The sequence below is a fragment of the Comamonas sp. Z3 genome, from assembly GCF_008121565.1.
In the GTDB taxonomy this organism is placed as follows: domain Bacteria; phylum Pseudomonadota; class Gammaproteobacteria; order Burkholderiales; family Burkholderiaceae_C; genus Comamonas; species Comamonas brasiliensis.
The window spans coordinates 366,971-391,031 of sequence record NZ_VOQU01000002.1 but is presented as its reverse complement, the minus strand read 5'-3'; the positions used below and the strand labels follow the sequence as shown (position 1 = coordinate 391,031).

Genomic DNA, 24,061 nt, shown 5'->3' with positions numbered 1-24,061 from the left:
CGCCAAGTGTTCAACAAGCTTGGATTATTATGGGCCGATGGTTCATCCTCTACGTTTTCAGGGACTCGCCGTGGCTGCCGTTGTGGCCATGGGATCGGCAATCGCATCCGCCCAGCCGGCCGACCCGCCGCCCCAGCAGGACAAGATCGAGCAAAGCACCGATCTCGAACGGGCCGCCGAGCGTGAGAATGAGCAAGCAGCCCTGTCTGCCGAGCTGTTCTACGAGATCCTGGTGGGGGAGATGGCTGCCCAGGAAGGCGCCCTCACGGACGCCCAGGCCCTGATGATGGAAGCGGCGCGCAGCAGCAATAACGAAAACCTCTATCGCCGCGCCACCGAGCTTGCCGTCCAGTCCCGCTCGGGTGACCGCGCCCTGCGCAATGCCCGCGCCTGGCTGGAGGCCTACCCTGAGTCACGCGCCGCCAATCGCGCCGTGCTGCGCATCCTGGTGGTGATGAACCGCATCGCAGACTCGGCCAGCTATCTGCGCCGCGAGGTCGAGCTGACCCCGCAAGCCAATCGCAGCGCCACTTTTCTGGCCATCACCCAGCTCTACAACAATGCCTCGGACAAGCCCCTGGCCGCCGATGTGGTCGAGCAGGCGCTGGAGATCGACCTCAAGGACCCGCAGAATGGCCCCATGGCCTGGGCGACCATAGGTCATATGCGCCTGATTGCCGGCCAGAAGCCTGCCGCACTGCAAGCCTTGCAGAACGGCGCCAAGCTGAGCCCGGAATCGGGCGCCATCGCCTTGCTGGCCATGGAGCTGCTGGAATCGGGCTCCGCCGAAGTGGAGCCGCTGGTCAAGCGCTATCTGGAAAAAAATCATTCGCCGCAGCTGCGCCTGACCTATACCCGCGTGCTGCTGGGACAAAAGCGCAATGCCGATGCCAAGAACCAGTTGCAGCTCATCACCCGCGAAGCGCCCGAATTCCCCGAAGCCTGGGCCATGCTCGCCAATCTGCAACTGCAGGACAACGAGCTGGATGCGGCCGACGTTTCCCTGACACAGTTCAGCTCCCTGCTGCCCAAACTGCCTGAAGGCGTGGGCCGCTCCGCCGGCGAATCCCAGCTCTATCTGCTCAGGGCCGATCTGGCAGAAAAACGCCAGCGCTACGATGAAGCCGACATCTATCTGCAGCGCATCCCCGACTCCGCCAACCTGCTCAGCGTGCAGGCCCGCCGCGCCGATCTGCTGGCCCGCCAGGGCAAGGTGAAGGAAGCTCGCGCCCTGATCCAGGCCATTCCGGCCAACGGTCCCAACCAGAAGCGCCTCAAGCAGATTGCCGAGGTGCAGTTGCTGCGCGATGCCGGTCTGAACAAGGACGCCTATGCACTGCAGGCCCAGTTGCTGAGCCAGTTCCCCGATGATGTGGAACTGGCCTACGACACCGCCATGCTGGCAGAGAGAGCCGGCAATTTCAGCGAGATGGAGCGCCTGCTGCGCGACATCATCAAGCGCGCCCCCGACTTCAAGCATGCATACAACGCACTGGGCTACTCCTATGCGGATCGCAATATCAAGCTGGAAGAAGCCCAGACCCTGATACAGACGGCTCTGGACATGGAACCCGGCGACCCGTTCATCACCGACAGCCTGGGCTGGGTGAATTTCCGCCGAGGCAATCTGAACGAAGCCGAAAAGCTGCTGGAGCAGGCCTATGCCAAGCGCCAGGATGCAGAGATCGCCGCCCACCTGGGCGAAGTCCTGTGGGCCCTGGGCAAGCAGGACCGCGCCCAACTCGTATGGCGCCAGGGCCTGAAGGCGGACAGCAGCAATGACACGCTGCTGGAAACACTCAAACGCCTCAAAGTGACGCCATGAAGCTCGGCCCGACCTTCTTGAAGATGCTTCCGGCCCTCGGGCTGGCCCTGGGAGCGGTCATGCTCGGCGGCTGCGCCCAGCCCGTGCGGCAGCTGCAGCTCGATGCGACGGCCAGCCACCACTGGTCCGGCCGCATGGCGCTACAGGTTCAGGATGCTCAGCAACAATCCTTCAGCGCCGGCTTCGAGTTGCAAGGTCAGCCCGAGAGCGGCACCTTGCTGGTCTTCAATCCTCTGGGCTCCATCATGGCCCGGCTCCAATGGACACGTGCCGGAGCCACCTTGCAGCAGGGCGATCAGATCACCCAGTCCGACTCCCTGCCCGAACTCATCAGCCGGATGACCGGCAGCGAAATCCCCGTTGCAGCGCTGTTCGACTGGCTGCAAGGCAGAAACACTGCCGTCAGCGGCTGGCAAACCGATCTTTCCCGCATCGGCGAGGGCCGCCTGCGCGCCGACCGCACCAGCCCGCCCCCCGAGGCTTCCTTGCGCATTGTTCTCGACCAGGGCGCCCGCTGACACGCCTGCTGCCCGGCACCATCGCCGCACCGTTTTTCTGACTGACACATACACGCCATGCACTCGCTCTATGACGTGCCGGCCCCGGCCAAGCTCAACCTCTTCCTGCACATCACCGGCCGCAGGCCTGATGGCTATCACCTGCTGGAATCCGTCTTCATGCTCATCGACTGGCATGATGTGCTGCATTTCGAACGCACTGCCTGCGGTCAGGTCAGCCGCGAGGACCTCAACGGCATCACCCTGCCCGCCGATGACCTGATCACCCGCGCGGCCCGTGCCCTGCAGCAGGCCACAGGCTGCACCCAGGGCGTGCGCATAGGGATCGAAAAGCAGTTGCCGGCCCAGGCCGGCATGGGCGGCGGATCGTCCGATGCAGCCAGCACGCTGATGGCACTGAACCGTCTCTGGAATCTGAAGCTCTCGCGCCAGGAGCTGCAGCGCATTGGCCTGAAGCTCGGCGCCGACGTTCCCTTCTTTCTTTGCGGCCACTCGGCCTGGGTCAGCGGCATCGGCGAAGTCATCACCCCGCTGACAGACGGCGACGCCCTGCCGCAGCAGCAGTTTCTGGTGGTCAAACCCGAACAGGGCCTGGAGACCGCAAGGATTTTTTCCAGCGAGTCGCTTAAGCGCGATACAAAGCCTGCTAGAATCTTGGACTTCGCTGCGAATCACTTCGGTTTTGGCCGAAACGACTTGCAGCCCGTCGCTGAAGGTCTGCAGCCCGAAGTGAAGAAAGTCAGAGACTGGCTCGAATCACTGAAATTGCATGCTACAATGACGGGCTCAGGAAGTGCAGTATTTGCACCGATCACGCGAAATATTGATTTGAGCAGTGCTCCAAGCAGCTGGCAAATCAAGGTTTGCAAAAATCTGGAAAAACACCCACTTCACAGCTGGATTCCAGAGAACAAGTTATAAGGCTGTTTGTCTTCGACAAAAGGCCTGTGTAGGGGAGTCGCCAAGTTGGTTAAGGCACCGGATTTTGATTCCGGCATGCGAAGGTTCGAATCCTTCTTCCCCTGCCAAACATCTTCTTGCGTCATAGCAACCCACAGCACTGGGACGCACAATGCATTCACATCACTCTGATTTCATGGTCTTCACGGGCAATGCCAATCCTGGCATGGCCGAAGAGATTGTTAAGCACCTCGGCACCACCCTGGGTGCTGCCGACGTTGGCCGTTTCTCCGATGGGGAAGTCGCGGTCGAGATCAAGCAGAACGTTCGCGCCCGCGACGTTTTCGTGGTTCAGTCCACCTGCGCACCGACCAACGACAACCTGATGGAGTTGCTGGTCATGGTCGATGCCCTCAAGCGCGCATCGGCCGAGCGCATCTGCGCCGTGATCCCCTACTTCGGCTACGCCCGCCAGGATCGCCGCCCCCGCTCCAGCCGCGTGCCCATCACCGCCAAGGTGGTGGCCAATATGCTGCAGGCAGTTGGCGTCGAGCGCGTCCTGACCATGGACCTGCACGCCGACCAGATCCAGGGCTTCTTCGACATTCCCGTGGACAACATCTACGCCACCCCTGTGCTGCTGGGTGATCTGCGTCAGAAGAACTACGAAGACCTGATCGTCGTCTCCCCCGATGTTGGCGGTGTGGTGCGTGCTCGCGCCCTGGCCAAGGAACTGGGTTGCGATCTGGCCATCATCGACAAGCGCCGCCCCAAGGCGAACGTGTCCGAAGTCATGCACGTGATTGGCGATATCGACGGCCGCAACTGCGTGATCATGGACGACATGATCGACACCGCCGGCACGCTGGTGAAGGCTGCCGAAGTGCTCAAGCAGCGCGGCGCCAAGAACGTGTACGCCTACTGCTCGCACCCCATCTTCTCGGGCCCGGCCCTGGAACGCATCGGCAACGGCAGCGCTCTGGACGAAGTGGTTGTGACGAACACCATTCCTCTGAGCCCCGCAGCCCAGCAGTGCGGCAAGATTCGCCAGCTGTCCGTGGCGGGCCTGTTTGCCGAGACAATTCACCGCATTTCCACAGGTGATTCGGTGAGCAGTCTGTTTACCGCTTAAAATTTCTGGTTTTTCGGCCTCGAGCCCAAGCAAACCTCCTTCGGGAGGTTTGACCGTTTCGAGGCCACCGCAAGAATCCACGGCCTTGCTGCAAGGTGCAGATTCTTTTATCAATCGGGCGAGACTGGTCGCGGTCCGCCCATCTAGGAGTTAGTTATGCAATTCGTCGCTACTGAGCGCGCCAAGCAAGGTACGGGTGCGAGCCGCCGTCTGCGTCTGTCGGGCAAGACCCCCGGTATCGTCTACGGTGCTGGTGAAGCCCAACTGATCGAAATCGATCACAACGCCCTGTGGCACGCTGTGCACAAGGAAGCTTTCCACTCCAGCGTCCTGGACATGGAAGTCAACGGTCAAGTGACCAAGGTCGTGCTGCGCGACGTGCAGTTCCACCCCTACAAGAAGCTGGTGCAACACATCGACTTCCAGCGCGTGGACGGCAACACCAAGCTGCACATGAACGTGCCCCTGCACTTCGAAGGCGCTGCTGAATCCCCCGCCGTGAAGGTCGAGAACTGCACCGTGACTCCTCTGATGCACGAACTGCAAGTGATCTGCGAACCCGCAAACCTGCCCGAGTTCATCAAGGTGGACCTGAGCGCCCTGACTTCCAAGTCCGTGCTGGGCCTGCAAGCTCTGAAGCTGCCCAACGGCGTGAAGGCTGTGGTGCGTGGCGCCAACAAGAACCCTTCGCTGATCTCCATCAAGCTGCCCGAAGTGGCTCCTGCCGAAGGCGCCGCACCTGCTCCCGCAGCGGCTCCCGCCAAGAAGGGCAAGAAGTAATTCTTGTGTCTTCGGTACAGCGCCTGCCGCTGTACTCCAAGAAAAGGCCCACCTCGGTGGGCTTTTTCTTTGGGCCACGCAGAACCAGCGTGCCAGCCCAGCTTTGCTAGCAAGAAGATAATCCAGCAATGATCAAACTGTTTGTCGGCCTCGGCAATCCTGGCCCTGAATATGAAGACACCCGGCACAATGCCGGCTTCTGGTGGATTGATGCGCTGGCGCGCGAGCTCAAGGTCAGTCTGGTTCCAGAACGCAGTTACTGGGGACTGATGGCCCGCACCAGCATCCACGGCCAGACCGTCTGGCTGCTGGAGCCGCAGACCTTCATGAATCTCTCGGGCAAGTCGGTAGGCGCGCTGGCGCGCTTCTTCAAGATCCAGCCCGAGGAAATCCTGGTCGTGCATGACGAGCTGGACTTCGAGCCCGGCGTGGTCAAGCTCAAGCTCGGCGGTAGCCATGGCGGCCACAACGGTTTGCGCGATATCCATGCCCAGCTGGGCTCGCCCAATTACTGGCGTCTGCGCGTGGGCATAGGCCACCCCGGCCACAAGGGCGAGGTCGCCAGCTGGGTGCTCAAGAAACCGGCCCCCGACCAGCTCAAGCTGATCGAAGACGCCATCGCACATTCGCTCAAGGCCTGGCCCGAGATGGTGGCAGGCCAGATGGACAAGGCCACTCTCGCCATCCACACCACCAAGGCGCCCCGCCCCAAGCCCGCACGCAAGCCGGCGCCCGATGCCGCCCAGCCTGCAGGTGGCGAAGCCTGAACCTGAGGCAGAATGAAAAATAGCTCCTGAATCAGGAGCTATTTACGCTTGATATACAAAGAATTCAGACTCAAAAAGCCTTAACTTTCTTTCTTGGCGTGCGTAAGCTGCTCATATTTTTTGAACAGCACTTCATGGCTTTCGATGTATTCGGGGTTCACCGGTATGCAGGCCACAGGACAGATCTGCACGCACTGCGGCTCGTCAAAATGGCCTACGCACTCGGTGCACTTGTGCGGGTCGATTTCGTAGAACTCCTCGCCCATGTAGATGGCATCGTTAGGGCACTCGGGCTCGCACACATCACAGTTGATGCATTCATCGGTAATCATCAATGCCATGTGCCAGCTCCTGTGCAGTTCTCGGTATCGGCCCACATTATCCCAAGCTCCCCAAGACATGGCTGCACCCGGGACAAAGCCTGCACCTCCAGGAAGCGGCACAATGGCCGCTATGCTGCGCAGCACGCACACGCCGCCTGCGCCCACTTCACGATGAAACAACGCCTCACGCCATGAGCATCTTCTTGCTCAAACGCCTGCTCACGCTGATTGCCACATTGATCGGCGCCTCCATCGTGGTGTTTGCCGTGCTGGAAGTCCTGCCCGGCAATGCCGCCCAGATGCTCATGGGCCCCGATGCCGAGCCCGAGGCCGTGGCCGCCATGACGCAGCAGCTGGGCCTGGACCAACCCGCGCTGACGCGCTACTGGCAGTGGATCAGCGGCCTGCTGCAGGGCGATATGGGCAACAGCTATGCCTATGGCTCCGCCGTGACCGAGCTGGTCTGGGAGCGCCTTGCGGTGACCGTACCGCTGGCCGTCATGGCCATGTGCATCACCGCCGTGCTGGCCATTGCGGCGGGCGTGCTGGCCGCAGCCAACCACAAGCGCTGGGGCGATGTGGGCCTGATGGGCCTGGCCCAGATCGGCATTGCCATTCCCAATTTCTGGTTTGCGATTCTTCTGATCCTGCTGTTTTCGGTCAAGCTGCAATGGTTCTCGGCCGGCGGCTTTCCGGGCTGGAGCGAGGAAGCCGGCGGCGGCCTGCTGCCCGCGCTGCAGGCACTGCTGCTGCCTGCCGTGTCGCTGGCCGTGGTGCAGTCGGCGATCCTGGCGCGCATCACGCGCTCTGCGGTGCTGGAAGTGCTGCGCGAGGACTTTGTGCGCACCGCCCGCGCCAAGGGACTGTCACGCGGCGCGGCGCTCTGGCGCCATGTGCTGCGCAACGCCATGATTCCCGTCGTCACCGTCATGGGCCTGCAGTTCGCCAATCTGCTGGCCGGCACCATCGTGGTGGAGAACGTGTTCTATCTGCCGGGCCTGGGCCGGCTGATCTTTCAATCCATCTCCAACCGGGACGTGATCGTGGTGCGCAACTGCGTGCTGCTGCTGGCGGCCATGGTGGTGGTGGTGAATTTTGTCGTCGATGTGCTCTATGCCGCCATCGACCCCCGCCTCAAAGCCAGCGACCTATGAGCAGGCAGACCGATACCCGCGTTCGCGTGCCCGACTACCCGACACGCGCCTTCTCGCGCACAAAGCCGCTCGGCCTTGGCCAGCGCGCCAGGCAGCACCGCAGCTTTGTGCTCGGAGCCCTGCTCACGACCTTGCTGATTGCCGCCGCACTGCTGTCTTTTGTCTGGACGCCGGGCTCGGCCTACGAGATGGACATGGATGCCGCCCTGCAGGCCAGCAGCAGCCGGCACTGGCTGGGCACCGACGCCTTCGGGCGCGACCTGGCCTCGCAGATTCTGGTCGGCGCGCGCGCCTCGATTGCAGTGGGCCTGATTGCCGTGGGCATAGGACTGGCGCTGGGCGTGCTGCTGGGCCTGGTCGCCGCCGCCCGGCGCGGCTGGATCGAGGAAATCATCATGCGGCTGGCGGACTTCACCTTTGCCTTCCCCGCCCTGCTGTCCGCCATCATGCTCACGGCCGTCTACGGGCCGGGCATGGTCAATGCCATCATCGCCATCGGCATCTTCAACATCCCCACGTTTGCGCGCATCACCCGCGCCTCGGCCAATGCCGTCTGGTCGCGCGACTATGTGATGGCGGCACGCGCCTGCGGGCAAAGCCGCACGGCCATCACCGTGCGCCATGTGCTGCCCAATATTGCCTCGGTACTGATCGTGCAGGCCACCATTCAGTTCGCACTGGCGATTCTGGCCGAGGCCGCCCTGTCCTATCTGGGCCTGGGCACGCAGCCGCCCGAGCCCTCCTGGGGGCGCATGCTCAGCGAAGCCCAGACCCTGATGTTCCAGGCACCGCTGCTGGCCGTCTGGCCCGGCGTGGCGATAGCGCTGTCGGTACTGGGCCTGAACCTGCTGGGCGACGGTCTGCGCGACCTGCTGGACCCCCGACTGACACGCGAGCGCTGAATCAACATGGCTTTGCTTGAAGTCTCCAACCTCAGCATCAATCTGCAAACCCATCGTGGCCGTGCCCAGGCCGTGCGCGATGTGAGCTTCACGCTGGAGCGCGGTGCCACGCTGGGCCTGATCGGCGAATCGGGCTGTGGCAAATCGCTGACGGCACTGGCGCTGCTGGGCCTGCTGCCCGAACATGCCCAGGTGGACGGCAGCATCCAGCTGGACGGCCAGGAGCTGCTGGGCCTGGGCGAGCGCCAGCTGTGTGCGCTGCGCGGCAACCGCATGGCCATGGTGTTTCAGGAACCCATGAGCGCCCTCAACCCCGTGCACGGCATCGGCCGCCAGGTGGCAGAGCCACTGCGCCTGCATCTGGGAATGAGCCGCGCCCAGGCCCGCGCCCGCGCCACCGAGCTGCTGGAGCGTGTGGGCATTGCACAAGCCGCACAGAGGCTGGACGACTACCCGCACCAGTTCTCCGGCGGCCAGCGCCAGCGGATCATGATTGCCATGGCTCTGGCCTGCGGACCCGATCTGCTGGTGGCCGACGAGCCCACCACGGCCCTGGATGTGACGGTGCAGCAGCGCATTCTGGATCTGCTGCAGGAGCTGGTGGCCGAGCATTCCATGGCGCTGGTGCTCATCAGCCATGACCTGGGGGTGATTGCCCAGAATGTGGAGCAGCTGCTGGTCATGTATGGCGGCACCGTGGTTGAGTCCGGCATGACGGAAGCCGTGTTCGCCAGGCGCGCCCACCCCTATACGCGCGGCCTGTTTGCAGCCCGACCGCAACTCCAGGCAGCGCCCGCTGCGGGCCATCTGCCCACCATCGCAGGCGCCGTGCCGGAGCTCGTGGACCTGCCCGCAGGCTGCCCGTTTGCAGGCCGCTGCCCCCACACCCGGGACGACTGCTATGTGCAGCCCCCACCGGCCCGCACCCTGCACCAGCCCAGCATGGCGGCACCGGCCTCTCTGGCCTTCTGGCGCCAGCCCCATGTGGCGCGCTGCCTGTATGAGCAGGTACTGACGCAAGGAGCCAAGGCATGAACGGGCCGGCCGCTACCGGGGCGACAGGAGTCGCCAGCGAAATGCTGTTGAGGGCCAGCGGCCTGAAACGAGCCTATTCGCGCCCTCGCACATCGCTGTGGCACAAGCCCGAGCCGCTGCAGGCGCTGCGCGGCGTGAGCTTTGAATTGCCCGCGGGACAGAGCCTGGGCGTGGTCGGCGAATCAGGCTCGGGCAAATCCACGCTGGCGCGCCTGGTCATGGCACTGGATCGCCCCAGCGAGGGCACGGTGGAGCTGCTGGGCCGCAATCTGCATCAGCTTGGCGAACAGGCGCTGCGCGCGGCGCGGCGCGACTTCCAGATGGTGTTTCAGGACCCCTATGGGTCGCTGGACCCACGCATGACGGTGGAGCGCATCGTCAGCGAGCCGCTGGCAACCCTGAACGAGAAACCCGGCCGCGAGGCGCGGCGTCTCCAGGTACTGGAGGTGCTGGAACAGGTAGGTCTGCGCGCGCAGGATGCCGACAAATATCCGCACGAGTTCTCCGGCGGCCAGCGTCAGCGCATCGCGATTGCCCGCGCACTGATCACCCGGCCCCGCCTGATCGTGGCCGACGAGCCGGTCAGTGCGCTCGATGTCTCCGTGCAGGCCCAGGTGCTCAATCTCATGCAGGACTTGCAGCGCGAGCTGGGCCTGTCCTATCTGTTCATCAGCCATGATCTGGCCGTGGTCCAGCATGTATGCGATCAGGTTCTGGTGCTCCATCAGGGCCTGGTGGTGGAGCGCGGCACGCCGCGCCAACTGTTTTCCACCCCAGCTCACCCGTATACCCAGGCCCTGGTCCGGGCCGCGCCGCGAGTCCTCTGAAGTCGTATGGCGAACAGTTGTTCACACTCCCGGCAGCGATATACCGGCAGCCCCCGCAAAGACGGTTGCAGCTGGTGTAAAAACGCATAGGAAACAAGTCCGCTCCCCGCGATGACTTGCAGCGCTTTTGCGGGCCGCTTGCGGCCTGCCCCATCGGAGACTTTGTTGATGCTCAATCGCCGCTCCTTGCTGGCCAGCTCGGCTGCCAGCTTGCCCTTGTTCGCCACCTGGCCAGCTCTCGCCCAGGCCAGGAAAGACAGTGTCACGCTGGCCATGACCCTGGAGCCGCCAGGACTCGACCCCACGGCCGGAGCCGCCTCCTCGATTGCTGAAGTCGTGCTCTACAACGTGTTCGAAACCCTGACCAAAATCAATGCCGACGGCAGCGTCTCGCCACTGCTGGCCGAGAGCTGGGAGGTCTCGTCCGACCTCAAGACCTATACCTTTCGCCTGCGCAAGGATGTGAAGTTCCAGAACGGCGAGCCCTTCAACGCTGCCGCCGTCAAGTTCTCGTTCGACCGCGCGGCCTCCGACAAAAGCACCAACAAGGACAAGCGCACCTTTGCCAATCTGAGCACCAAGGTCGCCGACGAGCACACGGTGGTGCTGACCAGCCAGGAGATCGATCCCGACTTTCTGTTCATGATGGGACAGGCCACGTCCATCATCGTCGAGCCCAAGAGCGCCGCCACCAACGCCAGCAAGCCCGTGGGCACCGGCCCCTACCAGTTGGCGGCCTGGGCCAGGGGTTCATCGGTCACGCTGAGCGCCTGGCCCGGCTACCGTTCGGCCACGGGCATTCGCATCAAGCGCGCCGTGTTCCGCTTCATTCCCGACCCCGCGGCACAGGTTGCCGCCCTGCTGGCCGGCGATGTCGATGCCTTCCCGCGCGTCTCGCCGCGCAGCGTGCCTCAGTTCAAGGCCAATGCCCGCTTTCAGGTGGTGGTGAGCAACTCGCGCGCCAAGACCATTCTGGCCATCAACAATGCACGCAAGCCCTTGAACGACATCCGCGTGCGCCGCGCCATTGCCGCCGCCATCGACCGCAAGGCCGTGATTGCCGGCGCCGCCGATGGCTATGGCGTGCCCATCGGCAGCTACTACGTGCCCACGGCCTTTGGCTATGTGGACACCACGGGCGTGAACCCTTTCGATCTGGAAAAAGCCAAGGCACTGATGGCCGAAGCCGGCATCAAGACGCCGCTGATGCTGACCATGACGCTGCCGCCCGCGCCCTATGCGCGTCAGGGCGGCGAGCTGGTTGCGGCCCAGCTGGCCAAGATCGGCATTCAGCTCAAGCTGCAGAACGTGGAGTGGGCGCAATGGCTGTCTGGCACCTACACCAACAAGAACTACGACCTGACCATCATTTCGCATGTCGAGCCGTTTGATCTGGGCAACTTCGCCAAGCCCGACTACTACTGGGGCTACCAGTCCAAGGAGTTCAACGAGCTGTTCGACAAGATCAAGAGCACACCGCGCCCTGCCGATCGCGCACGCCTGCTAGGCGATGCCCAGCGCCTGCTGGCCCACGACTCGGTGCACGGCTTTCTCTACACCCCGCAATGGGTGACCGTGGCGAACCAGAAGCTGCGCGGGCTGTGGAAGGACATGCCGGTGTTTGTGAACGATCTCTCGGCGCTGTCCTGGGGCTAGCACCGGCCTGCCCGCAGGAGCCCTGGTTCAGAACGACCACTGCTGCAGCAGCAGCGCGCGCACCTGCCCCAGCAGTTCCGGCTCCTCGCCTTTCGCCGGCAGCAAACCAAACCAGACCCGGGGCAGGCCGGGCAGGTTCAGTCCCGCGGGAACCTGTACCACACCCTCTGCCTGCGCCGAGGCATTGATGCAGGCCACCCCCAGGCCTGCAGCGATGGCCGATTGCAGGCCTGCAACGCCCGAGGCCTGATGCGCGATCTCATACGCAATGGCCCGCTTTTCCAGCTCCCGGATTGCCAGCTGATGCAAGGCGCAACTCTGCGGCAGCACCAGCAGCGGCAGCGGCCCCGCCTGCTGCCAGCCCGGCGCACTGGCCCACACCAGCGCCTCGCTGCAGCCCATGGGCTGCAGCTGCGACTGTGCGCCGTCCAGCGACATCACCAGGCCGAGATCGCTGCGGCCTGAAGACACGGCTGCGTGCACCTCGACGCTGCGCAACACGCTCACCTCCATGCGCACGCCAGGATGGATATGCGCCAGCTGCTTCAGCATCCGGGCCAGCAGGCCCGGCTTGAAGTAGTCCGTCACCGCCAGGCGGATCCGTCCGCGCAGGGACTCTCCACGCAAGTCCAGGAGCGCCTCGTCGGCCATGGCCGTGATGCGGCGGGCATGCTCGAGCAACTGCAGACCGCTGCCAGTCGGCGTCACACCGGCCTTGCCGCGCAGCAGCAACTGCTGGCCCACACAGTCCTCCAGTTTCCTGATCTGCTCGCTGACCGCAGATTGAGACAGAAACAATCGGGGTGCGGCCGCCGTCAGGCTGCCGGCCTCGCTCACCGCAATCAGGGTTCTCAACTGGGAGATTTCGAGAGAGGCCATGTTCCATCCATCGGAAAAACCGGATACATCAATCATATCTTTGCGTTTTTCAAATGGATAGAGAGTCCACAGAATGAGGCTGTCTTCACCAACCCATTCAGGGACAATGCCATGCCACATATCGACATCCAGCTATCGGGACAAGCCGATGCCCAGCTCGGCCACGAAGTCAGCTCGCAGATTGCGCGCCTGACCCGGGACATCCTGCACAAGCAGCCCGAGCTGATCGCCATTTCCATTCGGTATGTGCCTGCCGATGCATGGTGGATCGACGGCCGGACCCTGGCCGAAACCGGCCATAGCTCGTTCTACCTGGGCATCAGCATCACCGACGAAACCAATACCAAGGCGGAAAAATCGCTCTATCTGGAGGCCGTTCACCAGGCCATGGCGGGCTTGCTGCCCAGGCTGCACGAGGTCTCCTATGTGCATCTGATCGATGCGCGTGCCGCTGCCTATGGATACGGAGGAAAAACGCAGGAGTTTCGCCACCAGCATCGCTAGGCACTGTCCCTCGCTACCTTTGCACCATCACCAGGCGCAGCGCCAGCGCGCCGAAGACGGTGGCGGCAATGCGGTTGAGCCAGCGCTGGGCGCGGGCGGAGCGCTGCAGCAGCTGACCGAACAGACCCGAAAAGCAGGCGATGGAGCCGAACACCAGCCAGGCCGCCAGCATGAACACGCAACCCAGCACCATGACCTGAAGCGCGACGCTGCCGCGTGCCGGGTCGGTGAACTGGGGCAGGAAGGCCAGAAAGAAGATCAGCACCTTGGGATTGGTGAGGTTCATGACCACACCGCGGCCCATCCAGCGCATGGCGGCTCTCAAGCCCAACACATCGCGCTCGGTCTGCGCCCTGGCAGTTTCCTCGACATGCACGGGCGCACGCCAGGCCCCCCAGGCTAGATAGGCCAGATAGGCAGCACCGCAGAGCTTGAGCACCGTGAACAGCATGGGCGATGCGGCCACCACGGCCGCCAGGCCCAGTGCCACCGCCGCCGTGTGCCCGACAATGCCCAGACACAGCCCCGCCACCACGCACAGCCCCACGCGCCAGCCGCGCTGGGCCGACTGCACCAGCACAAACAGATTGTCGGGGCCGGGGCTCAGGCCCAGCAGCAGGGCCACGCCAAAGAATGTGATCAGGACTTCCCAGGTCGGCATTGTCAGGTCTCTTCAAAAAAACAGCGGCTTGCGATCCATAGTCAAAGGCTGCAGGCCGATTCGATACATCCGCCCATTTCAACCCAGCCCCAGAGCGGTCACGCCCAGAGCGATCATGATGGCGCCGGCGATGCGCAAGGCCCGGTCGCCCTCGCCCAGCAGCCTGCCGCCGATCAGGGCCGCGAACAGCATGGACACCTCGCGCGCAGGCGCGACATGGGAGATGGGCGCGCTTTGCACCGCATACAGCACCAGCACATAGGCAATGGGACTGAAAAACGCCACCACGGCCGCATAGCGCCACTGCAGACGCCACAGGCGCTTGGTCTCCGGCCAGTCCCGGGCGGCCAGCGGCGCCAGAATCACCAGCCGGATCAGATTGCCCATATAGTCCACCAGAATCGGCGACATCATCAGCATCTTGACGGCATAGCTGTCCACCACCGTGTAGCTGGCAATGAACAGCCCCGTCAGCAGGCCGTAGTAGAGACCGGACAGCACGCGCTGGCGCGCCTCCAGATCCTGCCCCTCGCGGATGGCAACAATCATGCGCGGGCCGCCCGCGATCAGAAACACGCCCAGCACCACGCCCGCAATGCCGGCAGCACCCAGCGTGGAGATCTGCTCGCCGAGAAAGATCACGGCCACCAGCGAGGAGATCAGCGGCCCGCTGCCGCGCGCCAGCGGATAGACCACCGTCAGGTCGGCCACGCGATAGCCGCGCAGCAGCACTATGAAATAAGCCACATGCAGCACGGCGCTGGCGGTGACGAATGCCCACTCCATCCAGCCCCAGCCAGGCACCACATCCTTGCCCAGCCACCAGCCCAGCGGCAGCCAGATGACGGCGTTGCAGATGGCGGTGTAGAGCGAAAAGCGGGCGTCTCCGCCGGCCTTCTTGGCCACGATGTTCCAGCCCGAATGAATCAGGCCGGCCAGGATGATGAGAGTGAACGCTTGCAGGGACATGGGAGCCGGAAATGCAAAAGGCCGCGCGATGCGCAGCCTTTTGAAAAGAAAAATTCAGTCGCTCATCTGGCCAGGTATGGCCAGTGCGTGATGTGACTGGCGCATCACATGCGAGGGGCGCCAAGCAAGGGCTGACCCGCAGCAAAGGCGTCGTCCCCCCCTGGGGGAAGGCGCGAAGCGCCACAGGGGGATCATTTATTTTCGGGCTGCTATGAGCGAGAGGAATTCGCGGCGCAGTTCGGAGTTGGTGAGGAAGGCACCGCGCATGACGGAGTTCAGCATCTTGGAGTCCATCTCGCGCACGCCGCGCCAGGACATGCAGAAATGCGAGGCTTCCATGACCACGGCCAGTCCGTCGGGACGGGTCTTGTCCATGATCAGATCGGCCAGCTGGATGATGGCTTCTTCCTGAATCTGCGGACGGCCCATGATCCAGTCCACCAGACGCGCGTACTTGGACAGGCCGATCACATTGGTGTTCTTGTTGGGCAGCACGCCGATCCAGATCTTGCCGATCACGGGGCACAGGTGGTGGCTGCAGGCACTGCGCACGGTGATCGGGCCGACGATCATCAGCTCGTTCAGGTGCTCGGCATTGGGGAATTCGGTGATCGCAGGCTGGGCCACATAGCGCCCGCGGAAGACCTCGTTCAAATACATCTTGGCCACGCGGCGGGCCGTGGCACGGGTGTTGTGGTCGTGCACGGTGTCGATCACCATGGAGTCGAGCACGCCCTGCATCTTCTCCTGCACCTCGTCCAGCATTTTCTCCAGCTCGCCGGGCTCGATGAATTCGGAAATATTGTCGTTGGCGTGGAAACGCTTGTTCGCCGCCTGCAGCCGCTCGCGGATCTTGACCGAGACGGGCGTACCTTCGGCCTGGTTGTCTTTTTTCATATCGGCGAGATCTCTGAACATCCAAGGATGGTACCAGTGAATCAACGTCCCGAAGCTACAAAGGATTTGGCATCCAGAGGCAGATTCAGAAGGCGTCGAAAGCTATTGTTTCAGTAGCAATCACTCAATCAGCCTGCACCCGGAGCCAGAGATGGCGAGAAAGGCGCAGGGCCGGGCTCAGGGCTGCTACAGCTTGAACTCCGCGATCAGCGGCAGATGATCCGACATGCGCCACCAGATGCGCCCCTTGGGCACCTGCAGCCCCAGCGGCGTCAGGCCGCGCACATAGATATGGTCCAGCTGCGCAATCGGCAGCCGCGAGGGATAGGTCAGAATGCCCTGCGTCTCCTCGTACTCGAACAGGCCGAAGCCCGCCAGCATGCGCTTGATCTGGTTGCCCCAGTCGTTGAAGTCGCCCGCCACCACCAGCGGCGCATTGGGCGGCACCTCGCGCTCGATGAAACGCTGCAGCAGTGCAATCTGGCGAATGCGGCTGCCCGGAATCAGACCCAGGTGCACGACGATGGAGTGCACGCGCTTGCCATGGATGTCCAGCTCCACATGCAGCAGGCCGCGCTGCTCGAAGCGATGGTCCGAGATGTCCTCGTGCTGGTAGCCGATCACGGGCCAGCGGCTGAGCAGCGCATTGCCGTGCTCGCCGTCCCGGGTGTAGGCATTGGTCAGATAGACGGACTCGTAGCCTTCGGGAGCCAGGTACTCGGCCTGGGGCACATTGGGCCAGCGGTCGAAATACTGCTCCTCCTTGCGGTTCATCTTGCGCACTTCCTGCAGGCAGACGATGTCCGCATCGAGCTGCTCCACCGCGAGTCCCAGATTGTGAATCTCCAGGCGCCTGGCAGGGCCCAGGCCCTGCACACCCTTGTGAATGTTGTAGGTGGCCACGCGCAGGATCTGCGGCTCTGGCGGTGTAGACAACTGAACTTCAGACATAGGCACTGATGGTTTCAAGGCTGCTGCCTGCACCGGCGTTCGGCCAGCGCCGGCTCGAAGCGCGGCAACAGCAAAATAGCTTCTGCGTTGGAAGAAGAAAAGCAGCGCTGGGCTGCCTCACGCCAATCATGCCAATCATGTGCGGTGTGCTCCCTGGGATTCAAGTGCACGGTCAGGTGAGATGGCACACGGAGGCCGAAGACACGCTCCTGGTTATGACTGACACCCGGCGCGTAACGATGCAGCCATTGAGGATAGATGGCGTAGACGTTCTCGAGTTCCCAGTCGGTCAGGCAACAGTCCGGCGCCAGCGCGTCGATGCCGGTTTCCTCCAGCACCTCGCGCACCGCGGTTTCATGCCATTCCTCGTCCAGGCTGTCCTTGCTGCCTGTGACGGATTGCCAGAAAGGCTCGCCCTCGGGCGCCGCAATGCTGCGACGCAGCAGCAACACCTTCCCGTCTTCACGGTAGATCACGACCAGCACGGACTGCGGAATCTTGTAGGGCCTGACTTCCATCGCAGCATATTAGCGCGGCCAGGATGACAGCAGGCTGAGTCGCCCTGCTGCTTGATAGCCATCAATATTCATAGCTTCAACCGCTTGCCATTCAGTGAATTCAGAACAAAAACCGTCTGAATTCCAATATTGACAGGCGCAAGCAGCTCCCAATTTCAAAGCAATAAAAAAGCGCCAGCCGCTTTCGCGAACTGGCGCCCGGGTGTGAACAGCGACCGGCGCTGTTCACGGGGAGCTTGGCAATCAAGCCTCGGTGGTGACCACCATGGGGTTGCGCAGCTTGATGTGCAGCTCGCGCAGCTGCTTCTCGTCCACGGGCGAGGGAGCCTGGGTCAGCAGATCCTGGGCGCGCTGTGTCTTGGGGAAGGCAATCACGTCACGGATGGAGTCGGAGCCGGTCATCAGCGTGATCAGACGATCCAGGCCGAAGGCCAGGCCGCCATGGGGAGGCGCACCGTACTGCAGCGCGTCCAGCAGATAGCCGAACTTGGCGCGCTGCTGCTCGGGCGTGATGTTCAGGGCTTCGAAAACCTTGGCCTGCACGTCGGCGCGGTGGATACGCACCGAGCCGCCACCCAGTTCCCAGCCGTTCAAGACCATGTCGTAGGCCTTGGCTATGCACTTGCCGGGATCGGTGTCCATCAGGTCTTCGTGACCGTCCTTGGGCGAGGTGAAGGGGTGGTGCACGGCCACCCAGCGGCCGGATTCCTCGTCATGCTCGAACATGGGGAAGTCCACCACCCACAGAGGCGCCCACTTGTCTTCGAACAGGCCGCTCTTCTTGCCGAATTCGCTGTGGCCGACCTTCAGGCGCAGGGCACCGATGGAGTCGTTGACGATCTTTTCCTTGTCGGCGCCGAAGAAGATGAGGTCGCCATCCTGGGCGCCGGTGCGCTTGAGGATTTCGGTCAAGGCAGCATCATGCAGGTTCTTGACGATGGGCGACTGCAGGCCTTCGCGGCCCTTGGCCACTTCGTTGACCTTGATCCAGGCCAGGCCCTTGGCACCGTAGATCTTGACGAACTCGGTGTAGCCGTCGATCTCGCCACGCGAGATGGCAGCGCCGCCGGGCACGCGCAGGGCCACGACACGGCCGCCCTTGGTGGTGGCGGGGGTGGAGAAGACCTTGAAGTCCACGTCGCCCATGATGTCGGTCAGTTCGGTGAACTCGAGCTTGACGCGCAGGTCGGGCTTGTCCGAACCGAAGCGGAAGGCCGCATCCTGGTAGGTCATGATGGGGAACTCGCCCAGATCCACGTTCAGCTGGGTCTGGAACACTTCCTTGATCATGCGCTGGAAGATGGCACGGATTTCCTCTTCGTTCAGGAACGAAGTTTCGCAGTCGATCTGCGTGAATTCGGGCTGGCGGTCAGCACGCAGGTCTTCGTCGCGGAAGCACTTGGTGATCTGGTAGTAGCGGTCGAAACCCGAGACCATCAGCATCTGCTTGTACAGCTGGGGCGACTGGGGCAGCGCGAAGAACTCGCCATCGTGCACGCGCGAGGGCACGAGATAGTCGCGGGCGCCTTCGGGCGTGGACTTGCCCAGCATGGGAGTCTCGATGTCGATGAAGCCTTCCTTGTCGAGGAAGTTGCGCACCTGGATGGCGGTCTTGTAGCGCAGCATCATATTGCGCTGCATCACGGGACGGCGCAGATCCATCACGCGATTCGTGAGGCGCACGGTTTCCGACAGATTGTCGTCGTCCAGCTGGAAAGGAGGCGTGACGGACGCATTGAGGACGTTCAGCTCATGGCACAGCACTTCGATCTGGCCGCTCTTGAGCTTGTCGTTGGTAGTGCCGGCGGGACGCGCACGCACCACACCCTTGACCTGCACGCAGAACTCGTTGCGCACGTCTTCGGCCACCTTGAACATCTCGGCGCGGTCGGGATCGCAGACCACCTGCACATAGCCTTCGCGGTCGCGCAGGTCGATGAAGATCACGCCACCATGGTCACGGCGGCGATTCACCCAGCCGCACAGGGTCACGGTTTCGCCCATTTGGGCTTCGGTCACCAGACCGCAGTATTGAGAACGCATTGCCATGAAAATTCTTCCTGCACCTTAGGGGTGCGACAAGGTTGTTTGTTTGGATTCTTCGATCAGTGCGAGGTCTGGCGGAGCCACCACGCCCATCGAAACAATGTATTTGAGCGCCGCATCCACACTCATTTCCAGCTCGATGCATTCGCTCTTGCGCACCAGCACGAAATAACCCCCTGTGGGGTTGGGCGTGGTGGGCACAAAGACGCTCACATATTCGTCGCGCAACAGGGCAGCCACCTCACCGCTGGGCTGGCCTGTGACGAAAGCCACGGTCCATACGCCCTCGCGCGGCCACTGCACCAGCACTGCCGTGCGAAAAGCGTTGCCGCTGTCGGAGAACACGGTGTCCGAGACCTGCTTGACGCTGGAATAGATGGAGCGCACCACCGGAATGCGGCGCACCAGCGCATCACCCCAACCCACCAGCTTGCGGCCGATGAAATTGCTGGCAATACCGCCCACGAGCAGCAGAATCAGCAAGGTCAGAATAACGCCAAAGCCCGGAATATGCATGCCCAGCAATCTGTCGGGCTGCCAGGCCTCGGGAAGAATGGCCAGCGTCTGATCCAGCGTTCCGATGATCCAGTTGAGCACGCCAAGCGTGATCACCAGGGGAACGATGACCAGCAAACCGGCAATCAGCCACTTGCGCAATGCAGACATAGTGTGGGTAAGCCTCAGGAATTGGCGGGGGCAGGGGCAGGAGCTGCAGCTGCTGCAGGTGCAGCGGCACTGTCACTGGATGAAGAGGTGCTTGCAGCCGGCTTGCTGCCGCTGTTCTTGAAGTCCGTGGCATACCAGCCAGAACCCTTGAGCTGAAAGCCCGGAGCGGTGAGCTGCTTGGAAAAGGCCTCGGCCCCGCAAGCTGGGCACACGGTCAGCGGCGCGTCCGAGATTTTCTGCAGCACATCCTTGGCGTGGCCGCAGGAACCACACTTGTATGCATAGATAGGCATAGCGCTAAAAACGGGGGAAGTGCAAAAACCCTCAATTATAGGCGCCGCCCCTGGTTTTGCTGCACTGCGCAAGCAAGCCCCGGTGCCGCCGGTTTGCACCCTCAAGCCTTGATCTCGGCAAAGGACTCTATTTCACGGTGATGGTTGCTGATCCACTGGGGCAGCAGCGAGCCTGCCAGCATGCCGGCGACCGCAGCCAAAAGACCAGCCAGCTGCTGTGGAAAAGCCTGGTTGAGCGCGGGCGTGACCATGAAGATGAGCCACACACCGATGCCCAGCACCACGGCGCTGATGGCGCCCTGGGTGGTGGCGCGCTTCCAGTACAGACCGAACACCAGCGGCACGAAGGCCCCCACCAGCGGCACCTGATAGGCACTGGCGACCAGTTCATAGATGGGCGTGCCTTCCATGACGATCGAATAGGCCAGCACACAGGCCGCGAACACCAGCACGCTGATGCGCATGGTCCTGAGATTGTCCTTGTCCGAGGTGTAGGGGCGGAACTGGCGCCAGATGTTCTCGGTGAAGGTCACGCTGGGGGCCAGCAAGGTGGCGGAAGCGCAGGACTTGATGGCCGAGAGCAGCGCACCGAAGAACAGCACCTGCATGGCGAACGGCATCTTGTCCATCACCAGGGTGGGCAGCACCTTCTGCGGATCATCGGCCAGCAGGGCCGTGGCTTCGGCGGGCATGATGATGAGCGCACTGGCCACCAGAAACATGGGCACGAAGGCAAAGATCACATAGCAGGCACCGCCGATGATGGTGCCGCGCACGGCCGACTTTTCGGTGTCTGCCGACATCACGCGCTGAAAGATGTCCTGCTGCGGAATCGAGCCCAGCATCATGGTCACGGCAGCGCCGATGAAGAAGACGATTTCGTGCAGCGAAGGCTCGGGCAGGAACTTGAAGAGATCGCGGCTGGTGGCCAGATCGACCACCTTGCCCGCGCCGCCCGCCATGTCACCGGCAAAAAATGCCAGGATCAGCAGGCCGGCGACCAGAATGATCATCTGCACGAAATCCGTCACGGCCACCGACCACATGCCGCCGAACAGGGTGTAGACCAGCACGGAGAGCACGCCTATCGTCATGCCCATGGGAATGCTGACGACACCGCCCGAGAGCAGGTTGAAGACCAGGCCCAGCGCCGTGACCTGGGCCGAGACCCAGCCCAGATAGCTGAGCATGATGATCAGCGAGCAGACCACCTCGATGGCCCGGCCATAGCGCGAGCGGTAGTAGTCGCTGATGGTCAGCAGATTCATGCGGTAGAGCTTGGCCGCAAAGAACACGCCCACCAGGATCAGGCACATGCCCGCGCCAAACGGATCTTCCACCAGCGCATGCAGTCCGCCTTCGATGAACTTGGCAGGCACGCCCAGCACCAGCTCGGACCCGAACCAGGTCGCGAAGGTGGTGGTGATGATCATGTAGAGCGGCAGATGACGGCCGGCAATGGCGAAATCCGCCGTGTTCTTCACGCGTCTGGCGGCCCACAGGCCAATGCCGATGGTCACTAACAGGTAGACGATCACCAATGAGAGCAGCACGCTGGCACTCCTCGAACTCTAAAGAAAGGGAAAGCTCAGAAGCGGATGCGCAGCAGAACCTGCAGCACCACCAGACCGATGACGAAACCGATGCCGCCGCAGAGGATGGCCTGCAGCAGACGGTTGGTCGTTTTCTGCTGCTGCAGCAGTTCCTTGAGCAGGGTCTCGCTGTCATTGCCGGCGCCATGCCTGGACAGATACTGGTGCAGCACCCGTGGAATGTCGGGCAGGATCTTGGCGTAACGCGGTGCCTGCGCCTGCAGCTCATGCCATAGGCGCTGCGGCCCCATCTGGTCCAGCATCCATTTCTCGAGGAACGGCTTGGCCGTGCTCCAGAGGTCGAGGTTGGGGTCGAGCTGGCGCCCCAGGCCTTCGATATTGAGCAAGGTCTTTTGCAGCAGCACCAGCTGGGGCTGGATCTCGACCTGGAAACGGCGCGAGGTCTGGAACAGGCGCATCAGCACCATGCCCAGCGAGATTTCGGCCAGGGGCCGGTCGAAATAAGGCTCGCAGACGGCACGGATGGCAGCCTCCAGCTCCTCGACGCGTGTCGTGGCAGGCACCCAGCCGCTTTCCACATGCAAGGCGGCAACGCGCTTGTAGTCGCGGCGGAAGAAGGCCAGGAAGTTCTGCGCCAGATATTCCTTGTCGAACTCGGTCAGCGTACCGACGATGCCGAAGTCCAGCGAGATGTAGCGTCCGAAGGTATCGGGCTCCAGGCTGACCATGATGTTGCCCGGGTGCATGTCGGCATGGAAGAAGCCGTCACGGAACACCTGGGTAAAGAAGATGGTCACGCCGTCGCGCGCCAGCTTGGGGATGTCCACCCCGGCTTCGCGCAGGCGCTCGACCTGGCTGATGGGCACGCCCTTCATGCGCTCCATCACCATCACATCGGTGTGGCAGTAATCCCAGTGGATCTCGGGGATCAGCACCAGATCCAACCCTTCCATATTGCGGCGCAGCTGCGCGGCATTGGAGGCTTCGCGGATCAGATCCAGCTCGTCGTGCAGATAGTTGTCGAACTCGGCAACCACTTCCTTGGGCTTGAGACGCTTGCCGTCGTGGGAGAGCTTTTCCAGCCAGCTCGCCATCATGTGCATCAGCGCCAGATCCTTGTCGATCACGGACTTCATGCCCGGACGCAGCACCTTCACAGCGACGTCGTGCTCGATGCCGTCCTTGTCGCGGATCCGGGCAAAGTGCACCTGGGCAATCGATGCGCTGGCCACGGGCTGGCGCTCGAAGCTGATGAAGATCTGCTCCAGCGGCTTGCGAAAGGAACGCTCGATGGTGTCCACCGCGATCTGGGAATCGAACGGCGGCACGCGATCCTGCAGCTTGGCCAGCTCCTCGGCCACATCGGGCGGCATCAGGTCGCTGCGTGTGGACAGCACCTGACCGAACTTTACGAAGATCGGGCCCAGCTCTTCCAGCGCTTCGCGCAGGCGTACGCCACGTGGCTTGTCCAGCTTGCGGCCGAAGGTCAGCACGCCGCGCAGGCTGCGCAGTCGCGGATGCGGGATCCCGGAGAGCACCAGCTCGTCGAGCCCATAACGAAACACCACCCAGAGGATGGCCCAGCCTCGCAGAAAACGGCTCATGGCTGTGTGTAATCGGCGCCGGGCATGGCTGCCACGGGGGCCGTGCTGGCGGGATGGGCAGCATCGGCAGCAGAGGCGGACTTGCCACCCATGCGTGCGCCGACGAACTGACGCAGCCCCTGAGCAGCGGTGCGAGCCACCTTGGCGATGGTGTGGGCAGGCACGTCACCGATCAGGCGGGCCAGGTCTTCCTCCACATCCCACTTGACGTTATCCACCAGCCAGTTGATTTCGGCGGCAAACTGCACGTCGCCTTCGATGCGAATGCTGGGCTTGTCGCCACGCAAGGCCGTCTGGGCCAGCGACAGTGGAGAGGTCTCCGTGACTTCCAGCATCAGATCGGGCGCCGCCTCGGCAGGAGCCAGATCGAACAGGCCGGCAGGGGTGACCAGCAAGGCGACCGAGTACTGGCGCCACTGCACGCGCGCAATACGGCCTTTCTGGCGCACGAGGCGATCCCTGGCCTCTTTTTCCTGCATCAGCACATGGTTGAGGAAAAGCACCAGACGCTGATGCATTTCACTCACCAGCCATTCGGGAGCTTGGGGGCCGGCCATCACGCGTTCGACGAGACCGCCCAGAAAAGAAAAAGGGGACTGTGTTGCCATAGTCCCCGATTATTCATGAAATTGATTCCCCCCTGTGGCGCTTTGCACCTTCGCCCTGAGGGGACGCCGGCTTCGCTGCGAGGCAAAGGGCCG

General features: G+C 62.8%; 25 protein-coding genes and 1 tRNA gene. 13 read left to right on the top strand and 13 right to left on the bottom strand.

Features of this window, described 5'->3' with window-relative positions; translation table 11 throughout:
• Window positions 1-37 precede the first annotated feature (37 nt).
• The 7 genes from FSY59_RS06485 (at window position 38) to pth (ending at window position 5,922) form a co-directional block, all read left to right on the top strand.
• The gene (locus tag FSY59_RS06485) at window positions 38-1,825 is read left to right on the top strand and encodes a tetratricopeptide repeat protein (protein WP_003058445.1); all 1,788 of its coding nucleotides are present in this window, start codon (window positions 38-40) and stop codon (window positions 1,823-1,825) included.
• A complete protein-coding gene (locus FSY59_RS06480) occupies window positions 1,822-2,343 on the top strand; it encodes a lipoprotein insertase outer membrane protein LolB (RefSeq protein WP_148728684.1) in 522 nt (173 codons plus the stop codon). The genes FSY59_RS06485 and FSY59_RS06480 overlap by 4 nt, the downstream gene beginning before the upstream one ends.
• 57 nt (window positions 2,344-2,400) lie before the next feature.
• The gene (gene ispE, locus FSY59_RS06475; protein WP_148728683.1) at window positions 2,401-3,264 is read left to right on the top strand and encodes a 4-(cytidine 5'-diphospho)-2-C-methyl-D-erythritol kinase; all 864 of its coding nucleotides are present in this window, start codon (window positions 2,401-2,403) and stop codon (window positions 3,262-3,264) included.
• 30 nt (window positions 3,265-3,294) lie between these two features.
• Window positions 3,295-3,371 (top strand) — tRNA-Gln (locus tag FSY59_RS06470).
• Window positions 3,372-3,415: 44 nt separating this feature from the next.
• Entirely contained in the window at window positions 3,416-4,375 is a 960-nt protein-coding gene (locus tag FSY59_RS06465) for a ribose-phosphate pyrophosphokinase (RefSeq protein ID WP_003058452.1), read from the top strand.
• A gap of 156 nt (window positions 4,376-4,531) precedes the next feature.
• On the top strand, window positions 4,532-5,155 hold the full coding sequence (locus FSY59_RS06460; protein WP_003058454.1) for a 50S ribosomal protein L25/general stress protein Ctc: 624 nt from the start codon (window positions 4,532-4,534) through the stop codon (window positions 5,153-5,155).
• 128 nt (window positions 5,156-5,283) lie between these two features.
• On the top strand, window positions 5,284-5,922 hold the full coding sequence (gene pth / locus FSY59_RS06455; RefSeq protein ID WP_003058456.1) for an aminoacyl-tRNA hydrolase: 639 nt from the start codon (window positions 5,284-5,286) through the stop codon (window positions 5,920-5,922).
• Window positions 5,923-6,002: 80 nt separating this feature from the next.
• On the opposite strand, the gene FSY59_RS06450 is transcribed toward pth, so the two are convergent.
• Window positions 6,003-6,263: a YfhL family 4Fe-4S dicluster ferredoxin gene (locus FSY59_RS06450; RefSeq protein ID WP_003058457.1), complete on the bottom strand. Its 261-nt coding sequence runs from the start codon at window positions 6,261-6,263 to the stop codon at window positions 6,003-6,005.
• A gap of 173 nt (window positions 6,264-6,436) precedes the next feature.
• On the opposite strand from FSY59_RS06450, the gene FSY59_RS06445 reads away from it, so the two are divergent.
• The 5 genes from FSY59_RS06445 to FSY59_RS06425 all read left to right on the top strand — a co-directional run bounded on the left by FSY59_RS06445 (window position 6,437) and on the right by FSY59_RS06425 (window position 11,819).
• Window positions 6,437-7,399, top strand: coding sequence for an ABC transporter permease (locus tag FSY59_RS06445; RefSeq protein WP_003058458.1), 963 nt, complete (start codon window positions 6,437-6,439; stop codon window positions 7,397-7,399).
• Window positions 7,396-8,301 carry an ABC transporter permease gene (locus FSY59_RS06440; protein ID WP_003058459.1) on the top strand — a complete coding sequence of 302 codons (906 nt, stop codon included), beginning with the start codon at window positions 7,396-7,398 and terminating at the stop codon, window positions 8,299-8,301. The genes FSY59_RS06445 and FSY59_RS06440 overlap by 4 nt, the downstream gene beginning before the upstream one ends.
• A gap of 6 nt (window positions 8,302-8,307) precedes the next feature.
• Window positions 8,308-9,336: an ABC transporter ATP-binding protein gene (locus FSY59_RS06435; RefSeq protein ID WP_043370949.1), complete on the top strand. Its 1,029-nt coding sequence runs from the start codon at window positions 8,308-8,310 to the stop codon at window positions 9,334-9,336.
• A complete protein-coding gene (locus FSY59_RS06430; protein ID WP_003058461.1) occupies window positions 9,333-10,163 on the top strand; it encodes an ATP-binding cassette domain-containing protein in 831 nt (276 codons plus the stop codon). Before FSY59_RS06435 ends, FSY59_RS06430 begins: the two co-directional genes overlap by 4 nt.
• A gap of 168 nt (window positions 10,164-10,331) precedes the next feature.
• The gene (locus FSY59_RS06425) at window positions 10,332-11,819 is read left to right on the top strand and encodes an ABC transporter substrate-binding protein (RefSeq protein ID WP_148728682.1); all 1,488 of its coding nucleotides are present in this window, start codon (window positions 10,332-10,334) and stop codon (window positions 11,817-11,819) included.
• A 27-nt stretch (window positions 11,820-11,846) separates the two neighbouring features.
• On the opposite strand, the gene FSY59_RS06420 is transcribed toward FSY59_RS06425, so the two are convergent.
• Entirely contained in the window at window positions 11,847-12,698 is an 852-nt protein-coding gene (locus FSY59_RS06420; protein WP_003058463.1) for a LysR family transcriptional regulator, read from the bottom strand.
• Between the two features lie 111 nt (window positions 12,699-12,809).
• On the opposite strand from FSY59_RS06420, the gene FSY59_RS06415 reads away from it, so the two are divergent.
• Entirely contained in the window at window positions 12,810-13,202 is a 393-nt protein-coding gene (locus tag FSY59_RS06415; RefSeq protein WP_148728681.1) for a 4-oxalocrotonate tautomerase, read from the top strand.
• Between the two features lie 13 nt (window positions 13,203-13,215).
• On the opposite strand, the gene FSY59_RS06410 is transcribed toward FSY59_RS06415, so the two are convergent.
• From FSY59_RS06410 to FSY59_RS06360, 11 genes are all read right to left on the bottom strand, one after another.
• Window positions 13,216-13,863: a LysE family translocator gene (locus FSY59_RS06410; protein ID WP_050871695.1), complete on the bottom strand. Its 648-nt coding sequence runs from the start codon at window positions 13,861-13,863 to the stop codon at window positions 13,216-13,218.
• Window positions 13,864-13,941: 78 nt separating this feature from the next.
• A complete protein-coding gene (locus FSY59_RS06405; protein ID WP_003058467.1) occupies window positions 13,942-14,832 on the bottom strand; it encodes a DMT family transporter in 891 nt (296 codons plus the stop codon).
• A 195-nt stretch (window positions 14,833-15,027) separates the two neighbouring features.
• Window positions 15,028-15,750 carry a GTP cyclohydrolase I gene (gene folE, locus FSY59_RS06400; RefSeq protein ID WP_003058469.1) on the bottom strand — a complete coding sequence of 241 codons (723 nt, stop codon included), beginning with the start codon at window positions 15,748-15,750 and terminating at the stop codon, window positions 15,028-15,030.
• A gap of 165 nt (window positions 15,751-15,915) precedes the next feature.
• Entirely contained in the window at window positions 15,916-16,680 is a 765-nt protein-coding gene (locus tag FSY59_RS06395) for an endonuclease/exonuclease/phosphatase family protein (RefSeq protein WP_043370940.1), read from the bottom strand.
• A 14-nt stretch (window positions 16,681-16,694) separates the two neighbouring features.
• Window positions 16,695-17,198, bottom strand: coding sequence for a dihydroneopterin triphosphate diphosphatase (gene nudB / locus FSY59_RS06390; protein WP_003058471.1), 504 nt, complete (start codon window positions 17,196-17,198; stop codon window positions 16,695-16,697).
• A 243-nt stretch (window positions 17,199-17,441) separates the two neighbouring features.
• Window positions 17,442-19,247, bottom strand: coding sequence for an aspartate--tRNA ligase (gene aspS / locus FSY59_RS06385; RefSeq protein WP_003058472.1), 1,806 nt, complete (start codon window positions 19,245-19,247; stop codon window positions 17,442-17,444).
• 18 nt (window positions 19,248-19,265) lie between these two features.
• The gene (locus FSY59_RS06380; protein ID WP_003058473.1) at window positions 19,266-19,910 is read right to left on the bottom strand and encodes a DUF502 domain-containing protein; all 645 of its coding nucleotides are present in this window, start codon (window positions 19,908-19,910) and stop codon (window positions 19,266-19,268) included.
• A gap of 14 nt (window positions 19,911-19,924) precedes the next feature.
• On the bottom strand, window positions 19,925-20,203 hold the full coding sequence (locus FSY59_RS06375; RefSeq protein WP_043370938.1) for an FmdB family zinc ribbon protein: 279 nt from the start codon (window positions 20,201-20,203) through the stop codon (window positions 19,925-19,927).
• 101 nt (window positions 20,204-20,304) lie between these two features.
• Window positions 20,305-21,756 carry a sodium:solute symporter family protein gene (locus FSY59_RS06370; RefSeq protein WP_003058475.1) on the bottom strand — a complete coding sequence of 484 codons (1,452 nt, stop codon included), beginning with the start codon at window positions 21,754-21,756 and terminating at the stop codon, window positions 20,305-20,307.
• Between the two features lie 35 nt (window positions 21,757-21,791).
• A complete protein-coding gene (gene ubiB / locus FSY59_RS06365; protein WP_003058476.1) occupies window positions 21,792-23,360 on the bottom strand; it encodes a ubiquinone biosynthesis regulatory protein kinase UbiB in 1,569 nt (522 codons plus the stop codon).
• Window positions 23,357-23,968 carry an SCP2 domain-containing protein gene (locus tag FSY59_RS06360; RefSeq protein ID WP_003058478.1) on the bottom strand — a complete coding sequence of 204 codons (612 nt, stop codon included), beginning with the start codon at window positions 23,966-23,968 and terminating at the stop codon, window positions 23,357-23,359. Before FSY59_RS06360 ends, ubiB begins: the two co-directional genes overlap by 4 nt.
• Window positions 23,969-24,061: the final 93 nt, after the last annotated feature.

Coding starts and splice junctions, on each gene's coding strand:
- FSY59_RS06485 (WP_003058445.1), top strand. CDS start 38: ATGGTTCATCCTCTACGTTTTCAGGGACTCGCCGTGGCTGCCGTTGTG.
- FSY59_RS06480 (WP_148728684.1), top strand. CDS start 1,822: ATGAAGCTCGGCCCGACCTTCTTGAAGATGCTTCCGGCCCTCGGGCTG.
- ispE (WP_148728683.1), top strand. CDS start 2,401: ATGCACTCGCTCTATGACGTGCCGGCCCCGGCCAAGCTCAACCTCTTC.
- FSY59_RS06465 (WP_003058452.1), top strand. CDS start 3,416: ATGCATTCACATCACTCTGATTTCATGGTCTTCACGGGCAATGCCAAT.
- FSY59_RS06460 (WP_003058454.1), top strand. CDS start 4,532: ATGCAATTCGTCGCTACTGAGCGCGCCAAGCAAGGTACGGGTGCGAGC.
- pth (WP_003058456.1), top strand. CDS start 5,284: ATGATCAAACTGTTTGTCGGCCTCGGCAATCCTGGCCCTGAATATGAA.
- FSY59_RS06450 (WP_003058457.1), bottom strand. CDS start 6,263: ATGGCATTGATGATTACCGATGAATGCATCAACTGTGATGTGTGCGAG.
- FSY59_RS06445 (WP_003058458.1), top strand. CDS start 6,437: ATGAGCATCTTCTTGCTCAAACGCCTGCTCACGCTGATTGCCACATTG.
- FSY59_RS06440 (WP_003058459.1), top strand. CDS start 7,396: ATGAGCAGGCAGACCGATACCCGCGTTCGCGTGCCCGACTACCCGACA.
- FSY59_RS06435 (WP_043370949.1), top strand. CDS start 8,308: ATGGCTTTGCTTGAAGTCTCCAACCTCAGCATCAATCTGCAAACCCAT.
- FSY59_RS06430 (WP_003058461.1), top strand. CDS start 9,333: ATGAACGGGCCGGCCGCTACCGGGGCGACAGGAGTCGCCAGCGAAATG.
- FSY59_RS06425 (WP_148728682.1), top strand. CDS start 10,332: ATGCTCAATCGCCGCTCCTTGCTGGCCAGCTCGGCTGCCAGCTTGCCC.
- FSY59_RS06420 (WP_003058463.1), bottom strand. CDS start 12,698: ATGGCCTCTCTCGAAATCTCCCAGTTGAGAACCCTGATTGCGGTGAGC.
- FSY59_RS06415 (WP_148728681.1), top strand. CDS start 12,810: ATGCCACATATCGACATCCAGCTATCGGGACAAGCCGATGCCCAGCTC.
- FSY59_RS06410 (WP_050871695.1), bottom strand. CDS start 13,863: ATGCCGACCTGGGAAGTCCTGATCACATTCTTTGGCGTGGCCCTGCTG.
- FSY59_RS06405 (WP_003058467.1), bottom strand. CDS start 14,832: ATGTCCCTGCAAGCGTTCACTCTCATCATCCTGGCCGGCCTGATTCAT.
- folE (WP_003058469.1), bottom strand. CDS start 15,750: ATGTTCAGAGATCTCGCCGATATGAAAAAAGACAACCAGGCCGAAGGT.
- FSY59_RS06395 (WP_043370940.1), bottom strand. CDS start 16,680: ATGTCTGAAGTTCAGTTGTCTACACCGCCAGAGCCGCAGATCCTGCGC.
- nudB (WP_003058471.1), bottom strand. CDS start 17,198: ATGGAAGTCAGGCCCTACAAGATTCCGCAGTCCGTGCTGGTCGTGATC.
- aspS (WP_003058472.1), bottom strand. CDS start 19,247: ATGGCAATGCGTTCTCAATACTGCGGTCTGGTGACCGAAGCCCAAATG.
- FSY59_RS06380 (WP_003058473.1), bottom strand. CDS start 19,910: ATGTCTGCATTGCGCAAGTGGCTGATTGCCGGTTTGCTGGTCATCGTT.
- FSY59_RS06375 (WP_043370938.1), bottom strand. CDS start 20,203: ATGCCTATCTATGCATACAAGTGTGGTTCCTGCGGCCACGCCAAGGAT.
- ubiB (WP_003058476.1), bottom strand. CDS start 23,360: ATGAGCCGTTTTCTGCGAGGCTGGGCCATCCTCTGGGTGGTGTTTCGT.
- FSY59_RS06360 (WP_003058478.1), bottom strand. CDS start 23,968: ATGGCAACACAGTCCCCTTTTTCTTTTCTGGGCGGTCTCGTCGAACGC.